Genomic DNA, 17,615 nt, shown 5'->3' with positions numbered 1-17,615 from the left:
TCATGGGTGGCTGGACCTTCCAGGGGCAGCCCGACACGCTCGGGGAGAGCACCACGACGCTGGTCGAGGGCGGGTCGTTCTGCGTCTGCGAGGAGAACGGCGACATCCTGACCGGGGGCGCCCAGGGCCTCTACTACGCCGACACCCGGCTGATGTCGCGCTGGGAGCTGCGCGTCGACGACGCCCCGATGGAGATCATGAAGATCCTCCCGGGCGCGCCCTACCACGCCACCTTCCTGGGCCGCACCCCGCCGCGCCCGGGCCGGGCCGACAGCACCATGCTCGTGGTCAGGGACAGGTACGTCGGGGGAGGGCTCCGCGAGGACGTCACCTTGCGCAACCTCGCCGACGAGGCCGCCGGATGCGTGCTGACCCTGCTGGTCGCCACCGACCTCGCCGACCTGTTCGAGGTGAAGGCCCACCGCATCCAGCACGCCCCGGACATCGAGACCGTGCTCGACCGGACGGGCCTGCGGATCTACTCGGCGAGCCGGTCGCGGGGCTCGCGGCTCATCGCCGAGCACGGCGAGGCGACGTTCACCACCATGCCCGGGATGCTCAGCTTCGAGACCGTCGTGGACGCGCACGCCGAGTGGCGGGTCACCCTGCAGATCAACCCCATCCTGGACGGCCAGGAGGGCACGGCCTGGTTCTCCACCCTGCACCCGCCGGAGCGGGCCGAGCCGGCCATGCGCCTGGCCGAGTGGATGCGCGCCAGCCCGGGCATCAGCACCACCGACGCCGCCCTGGCGCAGACGCTGCGCCGGTCCAGGATCGACCTCGGCAGCCTGCGCCTGTTCGACCCCGACCGCCCCGGCGAACTGCCCAGCATCGCCGCCGGCGCCCCGTGGTTCATGACGCTGTTCGGGCGAGACTCCCTGCTCACCTCGTGGATGGCGCTGCCACTGGACCAGACCATGGCTCTGGGCACGCTGCGCCGCCTGGCCGGACTGCAGGGCACCAAGGTCAACCTGCTCACCGAGGAGGAGCCCGGCAAGATCCTGCACGAGCTGCGGTTCGGCGTGCACCCGGCCTCGCCGCTCTTCCCCGGCGGGCAGCCCTACTACGGGTCGGTCGACTCCACGCCGCTGTTCGTCATGCTGCTCGGCGAGCTGCGCCGCTGGGGCCTGGCCGACGAGGACGTGCGCCGCCTGCTGCCGCACGCCGACGCGGCTCTGGAGTGGATGGAGGACTACGGCAGCCGGAACGACGGCTTCCTGTCCTACCGGCGCAAGACCGACCGCGGGCTGATCAACCAGGGCTGGAAGGACTCCCACGACGGCGTCACCTACGCCGACGGCAGCCTGGCCAAGGCTCCGATCGCGCTGGCCGAGGCGCAGGGCTACGCCTACGCGGCCTACATCGCGCGCGCCCAGCTCGCCCACGAGCTGGGCGACACGCACACCTGGCGGCGGTGCGAGAAGCGCGCCGCCGTCCTGCGTGAGGCGTTCAACGAGCGGTTCTGGCTCCCCGACCGCGGCTACTACGCGCTGGGCCTGGACGGGGAGGGCCGGTGCATCGACTCGCTGGCCTCCAACATGGGGCACTGCCTGTGGACCGGCATCGTCGAGGAGGACAGGGCCTCCCGGGTGGCCGAGCACCTGCTCTCGCCCCAGATGTTCAGCGGGTACGGCGTGCGCACCCTGGCCACCGACATGGGCGCCTACAACCCCATGAGCTACCACAACGGGTCGGTGTGGCCGCACGACAACGCCCTGGTGGCTGCGGGCCTGATGCGCTATGGCTTCGTGGCGGAGGCCCAGCGGGTCGCCGAGGGACTGCTGGAGGCCGCGCAGGCCTCCGGCGGGCGGCTCCCCGAGCTGTTCTGCGGCTTCGACCGCGGGGAGTTCCCCGCCCCCATCCCCTACCCGACGTCCTGCTCGCCGCAGGCGTGGGCCGCGGCCTCCCCGATCCAGCTCGTCCGCTCGCTGCTGCGCTTCGACCCGTGGGTGCCCTACGGCAAGCTCTGGATCGCGCCGGCCCTGCCCAGGGGGATGGGCCTGCTTCAGATCTCCAACCTGGCGGTGGGCGGGGCCCGGCTCGTGGTGAAGGTCCGGGACGGGGACGCCACGGCGGTCGTCCACGGGCTGCCGCCCGGCCTCGAAGTGATCAACGAACCGCGCCCGCCGGGCGACCTCACGGCTCCGGAGCCGGGCCGATGATCGTCACCGGCCCGCCGAAGGGCCCAGGACGCCGTGCCGCCCGGAGGTGGGTGCAGAGATGACCGTTTCGGTGGACCTGTCCGGGCCGCGGCCCGCGGACGACGGCGCCGGGCACACCGGCCCGCTGCGCATCGCGATGGTGGCGCCGCCGTGGGCGGACATCCCGCCGGCCGGTTACGGGGGCATCGAGGCGGTGCTCTACGACCTGGTCGGCGGCCTCGACCGGCTCGGGCACCACGTCACGCTGATCGGCGCGGGCAGGACCGCCGCCGGAGTGCCCTTCCTGCGCACCTACGAGCGGGCGCCGTCCGAGCGGATCGGCGAGCCGATGCCCGAGGCCCTGCACACCGCGATGGCGTCCCGCCTGCTGGAGGGGCTGGAGGTCGACGTCGTGCACGACCACACGCTCTGCGGCCCGCTCACCGCCGCGGGCAGGGCCGTCCCGACCGTGGCCACCTGCCACGGGACGGTCGACGGCGAGCTGGGCGCCTACTACCGGGCCGTCGGGGGCGCGGTGTCGCTGGTGTCCATCTCGCTGGCCCAGCGGATCTTCGCGCCCGACCTGAACTGGGCGGGGCAGGTGTACAACGCCGTCGACACCCGGACGTACCCGTTCCGCGAGCGCAAGGAGGACTGGGTGCTGTGGGTGGGCAGGTTCTCCGCCGACAAGGGGGCGCACCTGGCCATCGACGCCGCCCGTGCGGCGGGCCGCCGCATCGTGCTGGCGGGCAAGCTCGTCGAGCCGTCCGAGCACGCCTACTTCGAGCAGTACGTGCGACCCCGCCTGGGCCCCGACGCCCGGTACGAGGGCGAGGCCGACCGGGCGCGCAAGGCGGAGCTGATGGCCGACGCGCGGTGCCTGGTGTTCCCGATCACCTGGCACGAGCCGTTCGGCATGGTCATGATCGAGGCGATGGCCTGCGGCACGCCCGTGGTGGCCCTGGGGCGCGGCTCGGTTCCCGAGGTGGTCGCCGACGGCGTCACCGGGTTCATCCGCCGCGCCCCGTCCGAGCTGCCGGCCGCGATCGAGGAGGTGGGGCGCCTGCGCCCCCGCGACAGCCGCGCCCACGTCGAGCGCTGCTTCGACGCGGCCGCCATGGCCGCGGGGTACGAGCGGGTGTACCGCGGCGTCATCGCCCACACCGCCGCCGCCCGCGCGACCGCCGCCCGCGCCGCCGCCCGCCACTCCCTGCGCTCCCTGTGATCCGGCCGGTGGCGCCGTGACCGAGCAGGTGCCGTCACCCCGCCACCGCTCGCTCTGAGCCGGCCGGTGACGCCGGCCCGGGCGCTCGCCGCCGGCCCGCGGCCGTTCGCCATCGCCGGGCGCCGTCCTCACCGTCCGCGTGTCGGCGGCTCGCTCTCGCGCCCTCGCGCTCGCTGTGAGCGGGCCGTTGCCGCCAGTGGTTGGCACTTGCCACTCAATGGCGGCGATGGCATGTTGCCCTCGTGACACCATCGAACGCCGGCGGCGGCGCCCGGATCACACGATCCCTGTTCCTGCACGCGCCGATGCGGCGGATGCCGGAGGTCGTGCTGCGCCAGATGCTGGAGCGCGTCGAGCCCGGCACCCCGCCGGACGGCCCGCGCGGGCCGGTGGCGCGGCTGGAGCGGCGGCTCGCCGAGATGCTGGGCACGCAGGCCGCGCTGTTCTTCCCCACCGGGACGATGGCGCAGCAGGTCGCCCTGCGCGTCCACGCCGCGCGCCGCGGCCGCGAGGCGTTCGCCGCCCACCCCCAGACCCACCTGGACGTCTGGGAGCGGCGCGGGTACGCGATCGTGCACGGCCTGCGGTTCCACCCCGCCGGCGACCGGCACGAGCTGATGACCGCCGCCGACCTGGCCCTCATCGGCGAGCCGCTGGCGGCGGTCGTGTGGGAGCTGCCGCAGCGCGACATCGGCGGCCTGCTGCCCGAATGGCACGACCTGGTCGCCCAGGTCGCCGAGGTGCGCGCCGGGGGAGCGGCGGCCCACCTCGACGGAGCCCGGGTGTTCGAGGCGCAGGCCTACTACCGGCGCCCGCTGGAGGAGATCGCCGGGCTGTTCGACTCGGTGTACGTGTCGCTCTACAAGAGCCTGCAGGGCGTCCGAGGCGCGGTGCTCGCCGGCGACGTGCCGATGCTCCGCGAGGCGGCGACGTGGCGCACGAGGCTCGGCGGCAACGTCCACGACGCGTGGCCGCTCGCCCTGGCGGCCCTGACCGGGCTCGACACGCTCGTCCCGCGCATGCCGGAGTTCCGCGACCACGCCGTGGCGCTCGCGGCGGCGATCAACGCCGACGGCGCGGCCCTCGCCTGGCCCGACCCGCCGCAGGCCCCGATGTTCCACGTCCACCTCCCCGCCCCCCGCGCCGCCGTCGAGCGCGCCGGCGCCGCCATGATCGCCGAGCACGGCACCCAGCTGTTCCCCCGCCTGCGCACCTCACCGGACCCCACCCGATGCGCCTTCGAGGTCAGCGTCGGCGAGAACGCCATGGAGTTCTCACCCGCCGAGGTCGTCTCCCTCATCCGCGAACTCCTCGACCGCGCCGCCCGCTAGCGCGTCCCGGGCTTCGAAGGGAGGCGCGGCACGGCCGCTAGGGTGGTCCCCGCGCCGCGGTGATCGCGGTGTCGTGGCAGCCGAGGAGGGCGTGATGGGGGAGTTCGTGCGTGTCGAGGCCGCCGGCGGGGTGGCCACCGTCCGGCTGGACCGGCCCAAGATGAACGCGCTCAGCATCCAGGTGCAGGAGGAGCTGCTCGCCGCGGCACGCGAGGTGGACGCCGACCCGGGGGTGCGGGCCGTCGTGCTGTACGGCGGGGAGCGGGTGTTCGCCGCCGGGGTGGACGTCAAGGAGATGGCCGACATGTCGTACGCCGAGATGTCGGTGCGCTCGGCCCGCCTCCAGGAGTGCTTCACCGCCGTGGCCGCGATCGGCAAGCCCGTGGTCGCCGCGATCACCGGCTACGCCCTGGGCGGCGGCTGCGAGCTGGCCCTGTGCGCCGACTTCCGCCTGGCCGGCGAGGGCGCCCGGCTCGGCCAGCCCGAGATCGCCCTGGGCATCATCCCCGGCGCGGGCGGCACCCAGCGCCTGCCCCGCCTGGTCGGCCCCGCCCGCGCCAAGGACCTGATCTACACCGGCCGCCACGTCGACGCCGCAGAGGCGCTCGCCATCGGCCTGGTCGACCGCGTGGTCCCCGACGAGCAGGTCTACGAGGAGGCCGTGTCCCTGGCGTCCCGCTTCGCCGAGGGCCCCTCCCTGGCCCTGCGCGCCGCCAAGCGGGCCATCGACGACGGCCTCGACGCCGACCTCGCCACCGCCCTGGAGATCGAACGCCTGCACTTCTCCGGCCTCTTCGCCACCGAGGACGCCCGGGCCGGCCTGAAGGCCTTCACCGAGAAGACCAAGCCCACCTTCACCGGCCGCTGACCCAGGACGGCGCCCGCGGACGCCGGGGACCGTCGCCGATCACCGGCCGGAGCGGCCGTTCTGTCGCACCTTCGGCGTAGCATCCGGCACGGTGCCGAGTCGTGCGGCGTGACAGGTGAGGGGTGCTGATGGTGGGCGAGATAGGCGAGCCGGTGGCGGTGTCCCGGCGGGTCGAGGCGCCGGCGGCCGAGATCTTCCGGGTCCTGACGGATCCGCGCAGGCATCTCGACCTCGATGGTTCCGGCATGCTGCGGGGGGCCGTCACCGACGCGGTGGTCTCGGCCGTCGGCGACGTCTTCGTCATGAGGATGCACAACGACCGGCACGGCGACTACGAGATGAACAACCACGTCGTGGAGTACGAGGCCGGCCGGCGGGTGGGCTGGGAGCCGAAACCGGGTCGCGGCCATCCCGACGAGTCCGCGGCGGAGTCCCGGTGGGGGCATCGGTGGATCTTCGACCTGGCCCCCGACGGCGCCGGGGCGACGATCGTGACGGAGATCTTCGACGGATCCCGCCTGCCCGAGGGCAAACGCGCCGAGATGCACGACGGCCGCGCCTGGTGGATCACGAGCATGACGAGCACCCTGGAGCGGCTCGACGAGCTGTGCTCCGCCGATCGCCCGGCGGGGCGTTGAGGTGAGCGCTCAGGGCGCGTCCGGTCATGCCGATGCCGATGCCGATGCCGATGCCGGCGCCCGCGCGTCCGGCAGGCTCTTCCACGGTGGCTGACACCCACCCCCGACCGATCGCATCTTGACGCGAGGGGTGCCCACGGGCGCTTTCGATCTGCCGTAGGTCACCCCTCAGATCTGCCGAAGATCGTGGGCGGAGGTCCGAGGTCCGAGGTTCGGGAGGAGAAGGGTCCCCGTGTGCTCAGCCGGACGGATGGCGCCCTTCACCGTCGCGTCCGGCGGATGGTTTGGAAGGTGACATGCCTGGAATCGCCCTATGGCCAGAGTTAGATCCTTTCTCCCGGTAAAGTGACCGCTCATGGCGCGGTTGGTCATGCGGATGCTGGCGCCCTCGCGCGTCCGGCAGGCCCTCTTCAAGCGGTTCGACCTTCGGTACGTCACCAGGGGCGACCACCGGGGTGATCTCAAGGACGCCCTGTGGGAGGTTCAGGCACTCAAGCGGGACATGACGGCGCTGCGGCGTGAGGTGGAGCAGCTTCGGCGGCGGGTCGCGGCGGCCGGGACGGCGCCGGCGCCGGATCCGGCCGTGGGCGCGAAGGCGGAGGAGGCGCATCGGCTGGCGGCCGAGACGGCGTCGGCCGTCGACCATCTCCTGCAGGCGGAGGTCCTGCTCTGGCAGGCCGTCGACGACGGCCGGGAGCGGGCGGCGGGCGGTGGCGAGCGGGCCGCCGAGTCCGGTCGCGACGAGTCCGGTCGCGACGCGGCCGCCGACGAGCCCAAGGCGACTGACGAGCTCAAGACCGCTGGGGAGCCCAAGGCGGCCGACGAGCCCAAGGTCGCCGGTAAGCCCAAGGTCACCCGGGGGCGCAGGGTCGCGGCCGGTCCCAAGGCCGCCGAGCCCGCCAAGGCCGCCGGTGGGCGCAAGGTGGCCGGGGGACGTAAGAAGGTCGCCGACGCCGGGCGTGAGGAGATCGCCGACGCCGGGGTCACGACGGTCGCCGAGGGCGGGCGCGAGCAGGCATGAGGATCACCTGGACGTCGGAGGACGGGGTCTGGCGGCTGCGGCTGCGGCTCGACGCGGGGGAGGGGCTCACCGGGGTCGTCACGGACGGGCAGCGGGTGGAGCTGGCCACCGACACCTGCCACATCCGGCCGCCGGCGCACCTGGCCGGGGGCGAGGTCCATCCCGACCTGCTCGCGCTGGCCGCCTGGACGGTGGCCGCGCCGTGGACCAAGGGCCGCGTCCTGTTCGACCGGCCCATCTCGCACGCGCTGGCCGCCGCCTTCCACGACGGCTGGGGGGTGGACGCCGGGCCGGTGGGGGAGTCGCCCCGGGCGGGCGGGCGGCTGGCGATCTCCTACAGCGGCGGCGCCGACTCGGCCGCCGTCGCGACGATCCTGCCGGACGCCCCGCTGGTCCACTTCCAGCGGACACCGCACCCCCGCGTTCCCAACCGGTGGACGCACTACCGCTCCGACGTGCTCGCCGCCCTGGCCCGCCAGACGGGCAGGGACGTGACCGTCGTCCAGTCCGACCTGGAGTTCCTGCTGCGCCACCCGCGGCCGGGGTACCCCGAGCACCACGCGGTCATGGCCGGCGCCGTCCTGCTGGCCGGCCCGCTGGACCTCGGCGGCGTGGCGCTCGGCTACGAGCTGGGCTCGCGCTGGCTGGGCGGCGGCCGGTACGTCCACCGCTACACCCCCGACAACCCCATGTGGTCGGGCGCGGGCCGCTGGGGCCGCCTGTTCGCCGCCGCCGGCCTGCCGCTCGTCCTGCCCGCCGGGGGGATCAGCGAGGCGATGACCATGAAGCTGGCGCTCGGTTCGCCGCTCAGGGAGCAGGTACGCTGGTGTCTGCGCGGCGACGGCCAGGGGCCGTGCGGCCGATGCGGCAAATGCCTGTACAAGGAGCTCATCCAGGCCGCCGTCGAACGGCGCCCCCTGCGAACCGCGATCACCGCCGACCGGCCGGTGGCCGCGAAGTGGCAGCAGCCCCCGCCCTACGGCGGCCAGGAGATGATCGAATACGGGTGCGCGCACGTGCCCGGCATCGAGACCACGCCGTTCGCCAGGGCGGCCGAGCACCTCCAGGCGACGCCGGAGTCAACCCGGTGGCTGGAGCGGTGCTACCCTCCGGCCGTCGAGGAGGTCCCCGAGCCCTGGCGCAAGGAGATCGAGGCATTCATGTCCGGCACGTTCGGGTCCATGGAGGCGGCGGACACGGAACGGGTGGAGAGCTGGGGACGTCGATGAGGATTTACGTGTCGGTCGACATGGAGGGCGTGACCGGGCTCACCGACCCCGAGGAGATGCACGCCGGGGGCCGCGGCTACGAGCGCGGCTGTGAGCTGATGACCGCCGACGCCAACGCCGTCATCGCCGGCGCGTTCGAGGCGGGCGGCACCGCCGTGGTGGTCAACGACGCCCACGGCTCCACCAAGAACCTCCGCGTCGACCTGCTCGACCCGCGCGCGTCGCTCATCCGGGGGCCCGGCAAGCCCATGCGCATGGCCCAGGGGCTGTCCGGCGACTTCCAGGCCGCCGTCTTCGCCGGCTACCACGCCCGCGCGGGCGTCCAGCACGGCGTGCTCAACCACACGTGGATGGGCAAGGAGATCCAGAACGTCTACCTCAACGGCGAGGTCTGCGGCGAGACCCGGCTGGTGGCCGCGTTCGCCGGGTTCTACGGCGTGCCGGTCGCGCTGGTCACCGGCGACGAGGCCGTGTGCGAGGAGGCCCGGTCGCTGCTGGGCGACGTCGAGACCGTCGCGGTCAAGAAGGGCGTCGACCGCTTCGCCGCCGAGCTGCTGACGCCGAGCGTCGCCCAGCGGCTCATCCGCGAGGGGACGGCCCGCGCGCTCAACCGCCTCGCCGACCTGCGGCCCTACGAGGTCGCGCCGCCGTTCACCCTGGGCGTCGAGTGGAACTCCACGGCCATCGCCTCCGGCTGCGCCCTGGTTCCCGGCACCCGGCAGGCCGGGCCGCGCCACACCGAGTTCACCACCGACGACTACCGCGACATCATGGGCCTGCTCGGCGTCTACGCCACGATCGCGGGCCACGTGGCCTGCGGCTCGGGCGTCTACGGCTGACGCCCGTGGACGACGGATCATCGCGGCGCGCCACGCTCACACGCCGGTCGCTGCTGGCCGGCATCGGCGCGGCCGGCGGCGCGGGCGCCATGTACGCGGCGATGGGCGTGCTCGGGCTCGCCCCCACCCGGGAGACCGCGCCGGTGCGGCCCTCGGCCGGGGCCGGGGCGCCGACGCCGTACGCCCCGCCCAGCCGCTCCGACTTCTCCCTGCGCGGTGGCGGCGGGGGCGGCGGCGCGCCGGCCACCGTGCTGGTGCTCGGGGCGGGCGTGACCGGCCTCGCGGTCGCGTACGAGCTGGGCAAGGCCGGTTACGACTGCACGCTGCTGGAGGCCCGCGACCGGGTCGGCGGGCGCACGCTGACCCTGCGCGGCGGCGACACCGTCACCGAGCTGGGCGCCCCGGGCGCGGGGGCGACCCCGTCGGCCGCGGCGGGCGAGACCCAGAGGGTGACCTTCGGCGACGGCACGTACTTCAACGCCGGCCCGGCGCGCATCGCCCAGTGGATGGTGACGCTCGACTACTGCCGCGAGCTGGGCGTGCCGCTGGAGGTGTTCGTCAACTCCAACGCCAACGCCTACGTCTACACCTCCGGCACCAGGACCCGCCTGCGCACCGCCCGCGCGGACGCCCACGGGTACATCTCCGAGCTGCTGGCCAAGGCCACCGACGCCGGGGCGCTCGACGCGCGCCTCACCGGCGACGACAAGGCGCTCCTGCTGGACTTCCTGTCCGACTTCGGGGACATCGGCGCCGCGCACTCCTACACCGGCGGCGAGCGGCGCGGGTTCCGCGTCGACCCCGGGGTGGCGCCCGGCACCGAGCTGGGCCCGCCGCCCGCGCTGAGCGACGTCCTCGGCCTCGGGCTCGGCCGGATGCTCACGATGGACGCCGGCTACGAGCAGGCCAACCCGATGTTCCAGCCGGTCGGCGGCATGGACGCCATCGTGACCGCCCTGGTCGGGAAGGTGGGCGCCGGGCGCGTCCGCACCGGCACCCGCGTCACCGGGATCACCGACCGCCCCGGCGGCGTGGAGGTGGCCATCGAGGGCGGCGCCCCGCTGAAGGCCGACTACTGCGTGGCCACCCTGCCGCCGCACCTGATGGCCAGGATCCCGGGCAACCTCGGCGCCGGCGTCACGGCCGCGCTCGCCACCCCGATCCCGATGTCGGCGGGCAAGCTCGGGCTGGAGTACGGCACCCGGTGGTGGGAGATCGAGGACCGCCTGTACGGCGGCGCCACCGAGACCGACCTGGACGTCGGCCACATCTGGTACCCCTCCTACGGCTACCACACCCAGCGCGGCCTGATCGTCGGCTACTACAACACCGGCCCGCCGGCCGAGCGGTACGACGTCATGTCGCACCGCGAGCGCGTGCGCCGGGCCGTGGCCCTGGGAGGCGAGGTGCACGGCGCCAGGTACGGCGAGGAGGTCGTGGCCAGCGCCTCGGTGGCCTGGCGGCGGCAGCCGCACATCGAGGGCGCGTGGGTGCGCTGGCCGTCCATGGAGGCGTTCTCGGTGCTGCAACGCCCCGCCGGGCGGGTGTACTTCGCGGGTGACTGGCTCACCCACCTGATCGCCTGGCAGGCGGGCGCCTTCGAGTCCGCCCGTAAGGTGGTGACCGAGCTCCATCACCGCGTACTGAAGGAGGGGTGACCCCATGAGGCTGGGCACGCTCGAATGGGAGCCCGCGAAGGGCCGGCCCGACCTGCTCGCGGCCCCGGTGACCCGCGCCCTGGAGACCATGGCCGAGGACGTCGCGGTGGCCCCCATCGATCCCGCCCTGGCCGACACGGCGGCGTTCTGCGAGCGGTACGGCGTCGGCATGGACGACTCGGCCAACTGCGTGATCGTCGCGGCCAGGCGCGGCGGAGAGACCCGCCACGCGGCGGTGCTGGTGCTGGCCACCATGCGCGCGGACGTCAACGGCGTCGTCCGCCGCCATCTGGACGCCCGCAAGGCGTCGTTCGCCCCGCAGGCGGAGGCCGTGGAGTCGACGGGCATGGAGTACGGCGGCATCACCCCGCTCGGCCTGCCGGGCGACTGGCCGGTGCTGGTCGACACCGAGGTGACCCGCCGGCCGTTCGTCGTGATCGGCAGCGGAATCCGGGGCTCCAAGTTGGCGCTCGCCGGTGAGGCGCTCTCGCGGCTGAAGTCCGCCGAGGTGGTATCCCTGGCGCTGTGACGTGCGCCGCTCGACGAACCCTCTGCCTTTGGGAAACCCTTGGGGCGGGTTCGACCGTTGTACCGAGTGGGAATGTGGCCTCTTGGTTCACTCATGGGCGGGGTTTAAGCCGGTATGGTGCTACGTGCCGTCAAGGATCGCGGGCGCGTCCGCGTGCCGCTCTCGTGGTCGCGCGCAGCCCGGTGGCCCGCCGGGGGGCGGGCGCGGTGGCGACGGGGGTCGCCCTGACATGCCGGGCGAGGTTCCCCGAGCCGTCATCGCCGGGCCCGTTCCGCGCGGCACGGCCGTTGCGCACAGTGAGCGAAATGTGACCATAAGAGCAAGGCGCTTCCGACCGGCCACGAGTGCCGGGGCACCGTCGGAGAACAGATGAACCAGCACGACCGATTGGGTCCCTACCGGCTGCTCCGGCGGCTGGGCGAGGGCGGCATGGGCGTGGTGCACCTCGCGCTCGACTCCCAGGGCAGGCAGGTCGCCGTCAAGGTCCTGCGCGGCGAGGTCGCGGGGGACGACGTCGCGCGCAGGCGGCTCTCGCGCGAGGTCGAGACCATGCGCCGAGTGCGCAGCAGGTACATCGCCGAGGTCGTCGACGCCGACGTGACCGGCAGCCGGCCCTACATCGTGACCCGTTACGTCCCGGGCATGCCCCTGGACGACACCGTCAAGCAGAAGGGCCCGCTGCGGGTCGAGGGCCTGCTGCGGGTGGCGCGCGGCGTGGCCGAGGCCCTGGCGGCGGTGCACGCGACCGGCGTGATCCACCGCGACCTCAAGCCCGGAAACGTCCTGTTGCTCGACGGGGAGCCCGTCCTCATCGACTTCGGCATCGCGCAGGCCGTGGACGCCACCCGCCTGACCCAGACCGGCATGTTCATCGGCACCCCCGGCTACCTCGCGCCCGAGATCATCGAGGGCCACGAGGCGGGCCCTGAGGTCGACGTGCACGCCTGGGCCGGCACCATGCTGTTCGCCGCCACCGGGCTGCCGCCGTTCGGCAAGGGCACGCTGGAGATGGTCTTCTACAACATCACCGCGGGCCGGGCCAACGTCGACGCCGCGCCGCCGGTGCTGCGGCCGCTGCTGCGCGCCGCCTTCTCGCGCGACCCCGCCAAGCGCCCCAGCGCGGCCGAGCTCGCCGCGCGGCTGGCCCTCATCGCGCCGCCCTCGCGCACCGCGCAGGGCCGTCCGGTGCGGCCCGACGAGGCCCTGACGGTGCCCGACGTCTCCGGCGTGCCGGAGGTCGCCGACGTCCCGGGCACCGGCACGCCGCCGCCCCGCCCCGCCGCACCCGCCGCCTCGGAGGAGTTCGTCTCGCTGCTCGGCGACGCCCCGCCCAAGGCGGGGGGCGAGGAGCCGTGGCCGACCGTGCGGGTCACCGGCGACGAGCTGCGGGCCGCCGGGGGACGCGAGCGCGTGCCGCCGTCCGACCTGACCCCGGCCGCCGGGCGCCCGGAGGCCGACATCCCCACCCGGCACACCCCGCCCGCCTCGCCCGAGAGCCCCGCGGCCTCGCCGGCCGAGGGGGAGATCCCCACGCGCTACGCCCCGCCGTCCTCCTCCCAGCCGTGGAAGGCCGCCGAGCCGGCGCCGCTCGACCAGGGCGAGGTGCCCACCCGGCGGGTCAGGCCGGAGGAGCTGGCGGGCGTCGAGCGGGACGCCAAGCTCTACCGGGCCACCCCCGCCCGGCCGGAGCCGGGGACGGCGACCCCGCCGCCGCCGATGCCGCCGGTCGCGCACGGGCTCGACCCCTCCCCCGCGGCGCCGCCGGTGCGGCCGCACAACCAGGCGTTGTTCGAGCAGGCCCCCGAGATCTTCGAGAAGACCCCGCACGTGCGCCACCCCGCCGCGCCGCCGTACGTGCCCACCGTCCACCTGCCGCCGGAGGCCACGCCCGGGTACTCCCCGCCCGTCGCCAGGGAGCTGCCCGAGGGCTCGCCGGTGTACGGCGTCGCGGGCGCGCTCGTGCTGGTCGTCGCGGTCGGCGCGGCCCTTCTGGCGCCGGTGCTGACCGCCGCGCTCGTGCTGCCCGCGGTCGTGCTGCTGCGGGCCGCCGACCTCGCCGGCCCCGGCATGGGCGCCCCGCGCGCCTCGGACGTCCTGCGCGTGGCGGGGCGCCCCGGGGCGATGCTGAAGTCGCTGGCCGTCACCGTGGGGCTGCTGCCCTACGCGCTCATCCTGGGCGTGCCGGTGGCGCTGGTGCTGACCTTCCTGGTCGATCGGGTGCCGACGAGCACCGCCCTGAGCTGGGGAGTCGCCGTGTCCTTGTGGATCGTCTGTGCCGGGCCCGGCGTCGAGGGCCCCGGCCGTCAGATGCGCCGGACCCTCGCCGCCGCGTTACCGTCGAAGGGCATGGCCTTCACGTTCGTCGCCAGCATCGGGCTCGTGGCGGCGCTGGCCGTGTTGTACGCGGTCAGCACGCTCGTCGGGCCCGCGGGCGATGCAGTGTGGAGTCCACTGGACGTGAGCTACTGGATCGAACAACTGGAAGGCCTTCGGAGGAAGGCAGGATGACGGGGGATACCGTGCCCGACACGCTGCGCGAACTCGGTCCTTACCGGCTTTTGCGCCGGCTCGGCGAGGGCGGCATGGGCGTCGTCCACCTCGGCCTGGACGAGGAGGGCAGGGAGGTCGCCGTCAAGGTGCTCCACCGCCATGTCGCGGCCGACCTCAAGGCCCGCGACCGCCTCACCCGCGAGGTCGAGACCATGCGCCGCGTGCGCAGCCCGCGGGTGGCCCAGGTGCTGGACGCCAAGCTCACCGGCTCGACGCCGTACATCGTGACGCGGTTCGCGCCCGGCCGCACGCTGGAGGAGACCGTCCTGACCGACGGCCCGCTGCCGGCGAACGACGTCATACGGCTGGTGCGGGGGCTGTCGGAGGCGCTGATCGCCATCCACGCCGCCGACGTCGTGCACCGCGACCTCAAGCCGGCCAACGTGATGATCGTGGACGGCGACCCGCTGGTCATCGACTTCGGCATCGCGCACCTGGTCAACGCGACGCGGCTGACCCAGACCGGCATGTTCGTCGGCACGCCCGGCTACCTCGCCCCGGAGATCATCAGGGACGAGGAGATCACCCAGGCCGCCGACGTCCACGCGCTGGCGGCCACGGTGTTCTTCGGGGCCACCGGCAAGCCGCCGTTCGGCACGGGCTCCTTCGAGATGGTCTGTTACAACATCATGGAGGGCCGGGCCAGCATCGACAAGGCGCCCGCCTGGCTGCGCCCCTGGCTGCGCGCCGCCCTGAACGTCAACCCCGGCGCCCGGCCCAACGCGCAGGGCCTGCTGGCCATGGCGAGGGGGCTCGACGCGAGCGTGACCTCCCAGCTGCCGCCCCCGCCGAACCAGGGCGGCCAGACCCGCAGGCTCGACGCCCCGCACGGCAACGGGCGCGTCCCCGACGGCACCCGGGCCGGCGCCGGCGACTCCGGCCCCGACCGCACGCACGTGCTGAACGGCGCGGCGGCGCCGCCCGGCGACCTGCCGCCGACCCGGCGCACCAAGCCGGTGTCGGAGGACAGCTACTCCGACATCCTGCCGCCGGTGCTGTACGCCGAGCCCGAGCGCAGGCGCCGCGCGGACGCGCAGCGGTCGCAGCCGGCCGCGTTCGCGCCGCCGCCCGCCTACCAGCCGGGCCCGGGCGAGCCGGCGGCGCCGTACGGGCAGCCTCCCGGGCGCTACCCGCCCGCGCCCTACGCCGACCAGCGGGTGGCCGGGTACCCCCCGCCGCCGCCGAGCGGGCCGCCCCAGGGCGTCGCGGGGCCGCCGGCGAACGCCCGTCCCTACGCTCCCGACCAGGAGCACAGGCCGCCCGCGCCCGACCGGCCGCGCTACCGCGCCGGGCACCCGGTGCTGGCGGCGCTGCTGCTGGTCGTCGCGGTGGCCGGCGCGCGCATGCTTCCCGTGCTGGTCGGCACGCTGATGGTCGTGGTCGTGCTGTGCCTGCGGGTCGGGGAGTACCTCTGGGCCGACCTGGCGCAGCGCCGCTCGATCCGGGGCAACAGCGCGAGCGACCCGCTGCTGCTCGTGCTCGGCACGCCGTGGGCGCTGTTGAAGGCCGGCCTCATGACGCTCGTGGTCACGCCGCTCGCCGGCATGTTCGCGCTGTGCGTGTGGGGAGTGCTGTACTACCTCGCCGGCTTCAACGGGTCGTCGTCGGGGGCCGACACCGCCGCCGCGTACGCCGCGGCGGCGTTCGTCGCCGGGCTGTTCGTGCTCCCGGGTGGCGGCCCGCCGCGCAAGGCGGTGGCGCGCACGCTCACCGCGGTGATCCGCAGCCCGGGCGCGGGCATGGTCGTGACGATCATCGTCGGCACCGTCGCCTTCCTCGCCGTGGTGACGGCCATGAACGCCGTGCCGTCGTGGGTGCCGTGGCGCCCGCCGTCGGAGGCCATCAGCGCGCTCAGCCGCTCGGCGCGCGACAGCGTCACCGGTCTTCTCGGCGGCCTGGCCCAAGACCTGCTGGGCAAGCACGGTTTCGGCTTCTTCACCTTCGGCAGGTGACCGGCGGCCCATCCGGCGCGACACCACCACCGGCCTCACGATCGGTGCGCGCGGCACCCTCGTAGTGCACGATGGAGGGGACCGCCGGAAGGAGTCGCATGAGCGTGCCGACGGCCGGCCAGCTCGGCCCCTACCGCCTTCTGTCCCGTCTGGGCGCCGGGGGGTTCGGCGAGGTCCACCTCGCCCTCGACCCCCAGGGGCGCACGGTGGCGGTGAAGGTGCTCCACCCCCAGGTCGCCTCCGACCAGGCGGCGCTGGCCCGCCTGGCCCGCGAGGTCGAGACGATGCGCCGGGTGCGCGGCCCGCACATCGCCGAGGTGCTGGACGCCTCGATGGAGGGCACCCGCCCCTACCTGGTGACGCGGTACGTGCAGGGCCGGGCGCTCGGCGCGCTGGTGGCGGCCGATGGGCCGCTGCGCGGCGACGACCTCTGGCGGCTGGCGCGGGGCCTGGCCGAGGCGCTGGCGACCATCCACGCGGCCGGCATCGTGCACCGCGACCTGAAGCCGGCCAACGTCATCCTGGCCGACGGCGAGCCGAACGTCATCGACTTCGGCATCGCCTACGCGCTCGACTCGGCGTCGGTGACCACCTCGGGCACGGTGCTGGGCACGCCGGGCTACCTGGCACCGGAGGTGCTGGAGGGCGGGCGCACCGGGCCGGAGGCCGACGTGTTCGCCTGGGGCGCCACGCTCGCCTACGCCGCGACGGGACGCCACCCGTTCGGCACGGGGCCGGCGCCCGCGGTGGCCTACCGCGTCGTGCACCACGCGCCCGACCTCGGCGTCCTGCCGTCATGGATGGTCCCGTTGGTGCCCGACTGCCTGAGCCGCGACCCCGCCGCCCGCCCGACGGCGGAGGGGCTGTGCGTGCGGCTGGGCGCCGACCTGCCCGTCGTGCCCGCTCCGCGGCGTCGCCCGCCGTCCGACGGCGACGGGGAGGCCACCCAGGTGGCCCGCCCGGCCCGGCGCGAGGAACGCCCGCCCGAGGACGCCCGGGTACGGCAGCGCCGGCGGGTGCACCGGCGGTGGGTCGCGGGCACGGGCATCGTGACCGGCCTGACCGCCGCCGCGGTCCAGCGGTACGTCCCGGAGCTGACGCTGCTCGTCCTGGGCGCGTACGGCGTCGGCGTCGTGGTGGACGCCGGGGTCGGCGTCGCCGCCAAGGAGCGGGCCCGGGTGGTGTTCGACCTCGCGGGGGCGGCGGGTACGGTCGGGTTGTACGCGGCGCTGAGCTCGCTGTTCAGCCCTTCCACGCTGTTGCTCGCCCTGGTCACCGTGCTGATCGTCCTGGTGACGATCGCCTTCGCGGGCTGAGGGCGGGCCGGGCGCCGGCCCGCCGGCCGGTAGTGGAACAATGTTCTGTATGGTGAGGAGTGGCGGGTCTCGCGTGCCGCGTACGCGTGGTTTGCCGCTAAGCTACTAGCGGGTAACATAATGGTGTGGGAAAGGGGCCGGCCGCCGACACACGGAGGCCGCCTCGTGTCGTCCAGATCGTCGCCGTGCCCCCGGGCGCGTGACAGTCTGATGGCGGCTCCCGGTGCCGGTCACCGGAGCCGTCCGCAATGCGTGCGCGTGCCCCGCGCGCACGCGCCGAGGAAGCGGCGCCAGCCCAGTGATGCGGTGGCGCCTGTG

Annotated in this window: 13 protein-coding genes; all 13 read left to right on the top strand. The window is 74.7% G+C overall.

Going from position 1 to position 17,615, the window contains the following annotated elements:
- Positions 1–2 precede the first annotated feature (2 nt).
- The 13 genes from PYR91_RS19795 (at position 3) to PYR91_RS19735 (ending at position 17,297) form a co-directional block, all read left to right on the top strand.
- Positions 3–2,162 carry a glycogen debranching N-terminal domain-containing protein gene (locus tag PYR91_RS19795; protein WP_279781540.1) on the top strand — a complete coding sequence of 720 codons (2,160 nt, stop codon included), beginning with the start codon at positions 3–5 and terminating at the stop codon, positions 2,160–2,162.
- A 58-nt stretch (positions 2,163–2,220) separates the two neighbouring features.
- Positions 2,221–3,366 (top strand): glycosyltransferase family 4 protein, encoded by a 1,146-nt coding sequence (locus PYR91_RS19790; RefSeq protein WP_279781538.1) that lies wholly within the window; start codon positions 2,221–2,223, stop codon positions 3,364–3,366.
- A gap of 242 nt (positions 3,367–3,608) precedes the next feature.
- Positions 3,609–4,697, top strand: coding sequence for a beta-eliminating lyase-related protein (locus tag PYR91_RS19785; RefSeq protein WP_279781537.1), 1,089 nt, complete (start codon positions 3,609–3,611; stop codon positions 4,695–4,697).
- A gap of 94 nt (positions 4,698–4,791) precedes the next feature.
- Positions 4,792–5,565, top strand: a complete 774-nt coding sequence (locus PYR91_RS19780) for an enoyl-CoA hydratase-related protein (protein WP_279781535.1) — start codon at positions 4,792–4,794, stop codon at positions 5,563–5,565.
- Between the two features lie 128 nt (positions 5,566–5,693).
- A complete protein-coding gene (locus PYR91_RS19775) occupies positions 5,694–6,203 on the top strand; it encodes an SRPBCC domain-containing protein (protein ID WP_279781533.1) in 510 nt (169 codons plus the stop codon).
- Positions 6,204–6,558: 355 nt separating this feature from the next.
- Positions 6,559–7,224: a hypothetical protein gene (locus tag PYR91_RS19770; RefSeq protein WP_279781531.1), complete on the top strand. Its 666-nt coding sequence runs from the start codon at positions 6,559–6,561 to the stop codon at positions 7,222–7,224.
- A complete protein-coding gene (locus PYR91_RS19765; RefSeq protein WP_279781530.1) occupies positions 7,221–8,453 on the top strand; it encodes a DUF6395 domain-containing protein in 1,233 nt (410 codons plus the stop codon). Before PYR91_RS19770 ends, PYR91_RS19765 begins: the two co-directional genes overlap by 4 nt.
- Positions 8,450–9,292 (top strand): M55 family metallopeptidase, encoded by an 843-nt coding sequence (locus PYR91_RS19760; protein ID WP_279781528.1) that lies wholly within the window; start codon positions 8,450–8,452, stop codon positions 9,290–9,292. The genes PYR91_RS19765 and PYR91_RS19760 overlap by 4 nt, the downstream gene beginning before the upstream one ends.
- Positions 9,293–9,297: 5 nt before the next feature.
- Positions 9,298–10,950 (top strand): FAD-dependent oxidoreductase, encoded by a 1,653-nt coding sequence (locus tag PYR91_RS19755; protein WP_279781526.1) that lies wholly within the window; start codon positions 9,298–9,300, stop codon positions 10,948–10,950.
- 4 nt (positions 10,951–10,954) lie between these two features.
- Positions 10,955–11,479: a YbaK/EbsC family protein gene (locus tag PYR91_RS19750; protein WP_279781524.1), complete on the top strand. Its 525-nt coding sequence runs from the start codon at positions 10,955–10,957 to the stop codon at positions 11,477–11,479.
- A 369-nt stretch (positions 11,480–11,848) separates the two neighbouring features.
- Positions 11,849–13,987, top strand: a complete 2,139-nt coding sequence (locus tag PYR91_RS19745) for a serine/threonine-protein kinase (RefSeq protein WP_279781522.1) — start codon at positions 11,849–11,851, stop codon at positions 13,985–13,987.
- Positions 13,984–15,981: a serine/threonine-protein kinase gene (locus PYR91_RS19740; RefSeq protein ID WP_279781520.1), complete on the top strand. Its 1,998-nt coding sequence runs from the start codon at positions 13,984–13,986 to the stop codon at positions 15,979–15,981. Before PYR91_RS19745 ends, PYR91_RS19740 begins: the two co-directional genes overlap by 4 nt.
- 98 nt (positions 15,982–16,079) lie before the next feature.
- On the top strand, positions 16,080–17,297 hold the full coding sequence (locus tag PYR91_RS19735; RefSeq protein ID WP_279781519.1) for a serine/threonine-protein kinase: 1,218 nt from the start codon (positions 16,080–16,082) through the stop codon (positions 17,295–17,297).
- The last annotated feature ends 318 nt before the right edge of the window (positions 17,298–17,615 follow it).

It is taken from the genome of Sphaerisporangium sp. TRM90804, assembly GCF_029846175.1.
GTDB lineage: Bacteria > Actinomycetota > Actinomycetes > Streptosporangiales > Streptosporangiaceae > Sphaerisporangium.
This window is presented reverse-complemented; position numbering and strand designations above follow the sequence as displayed.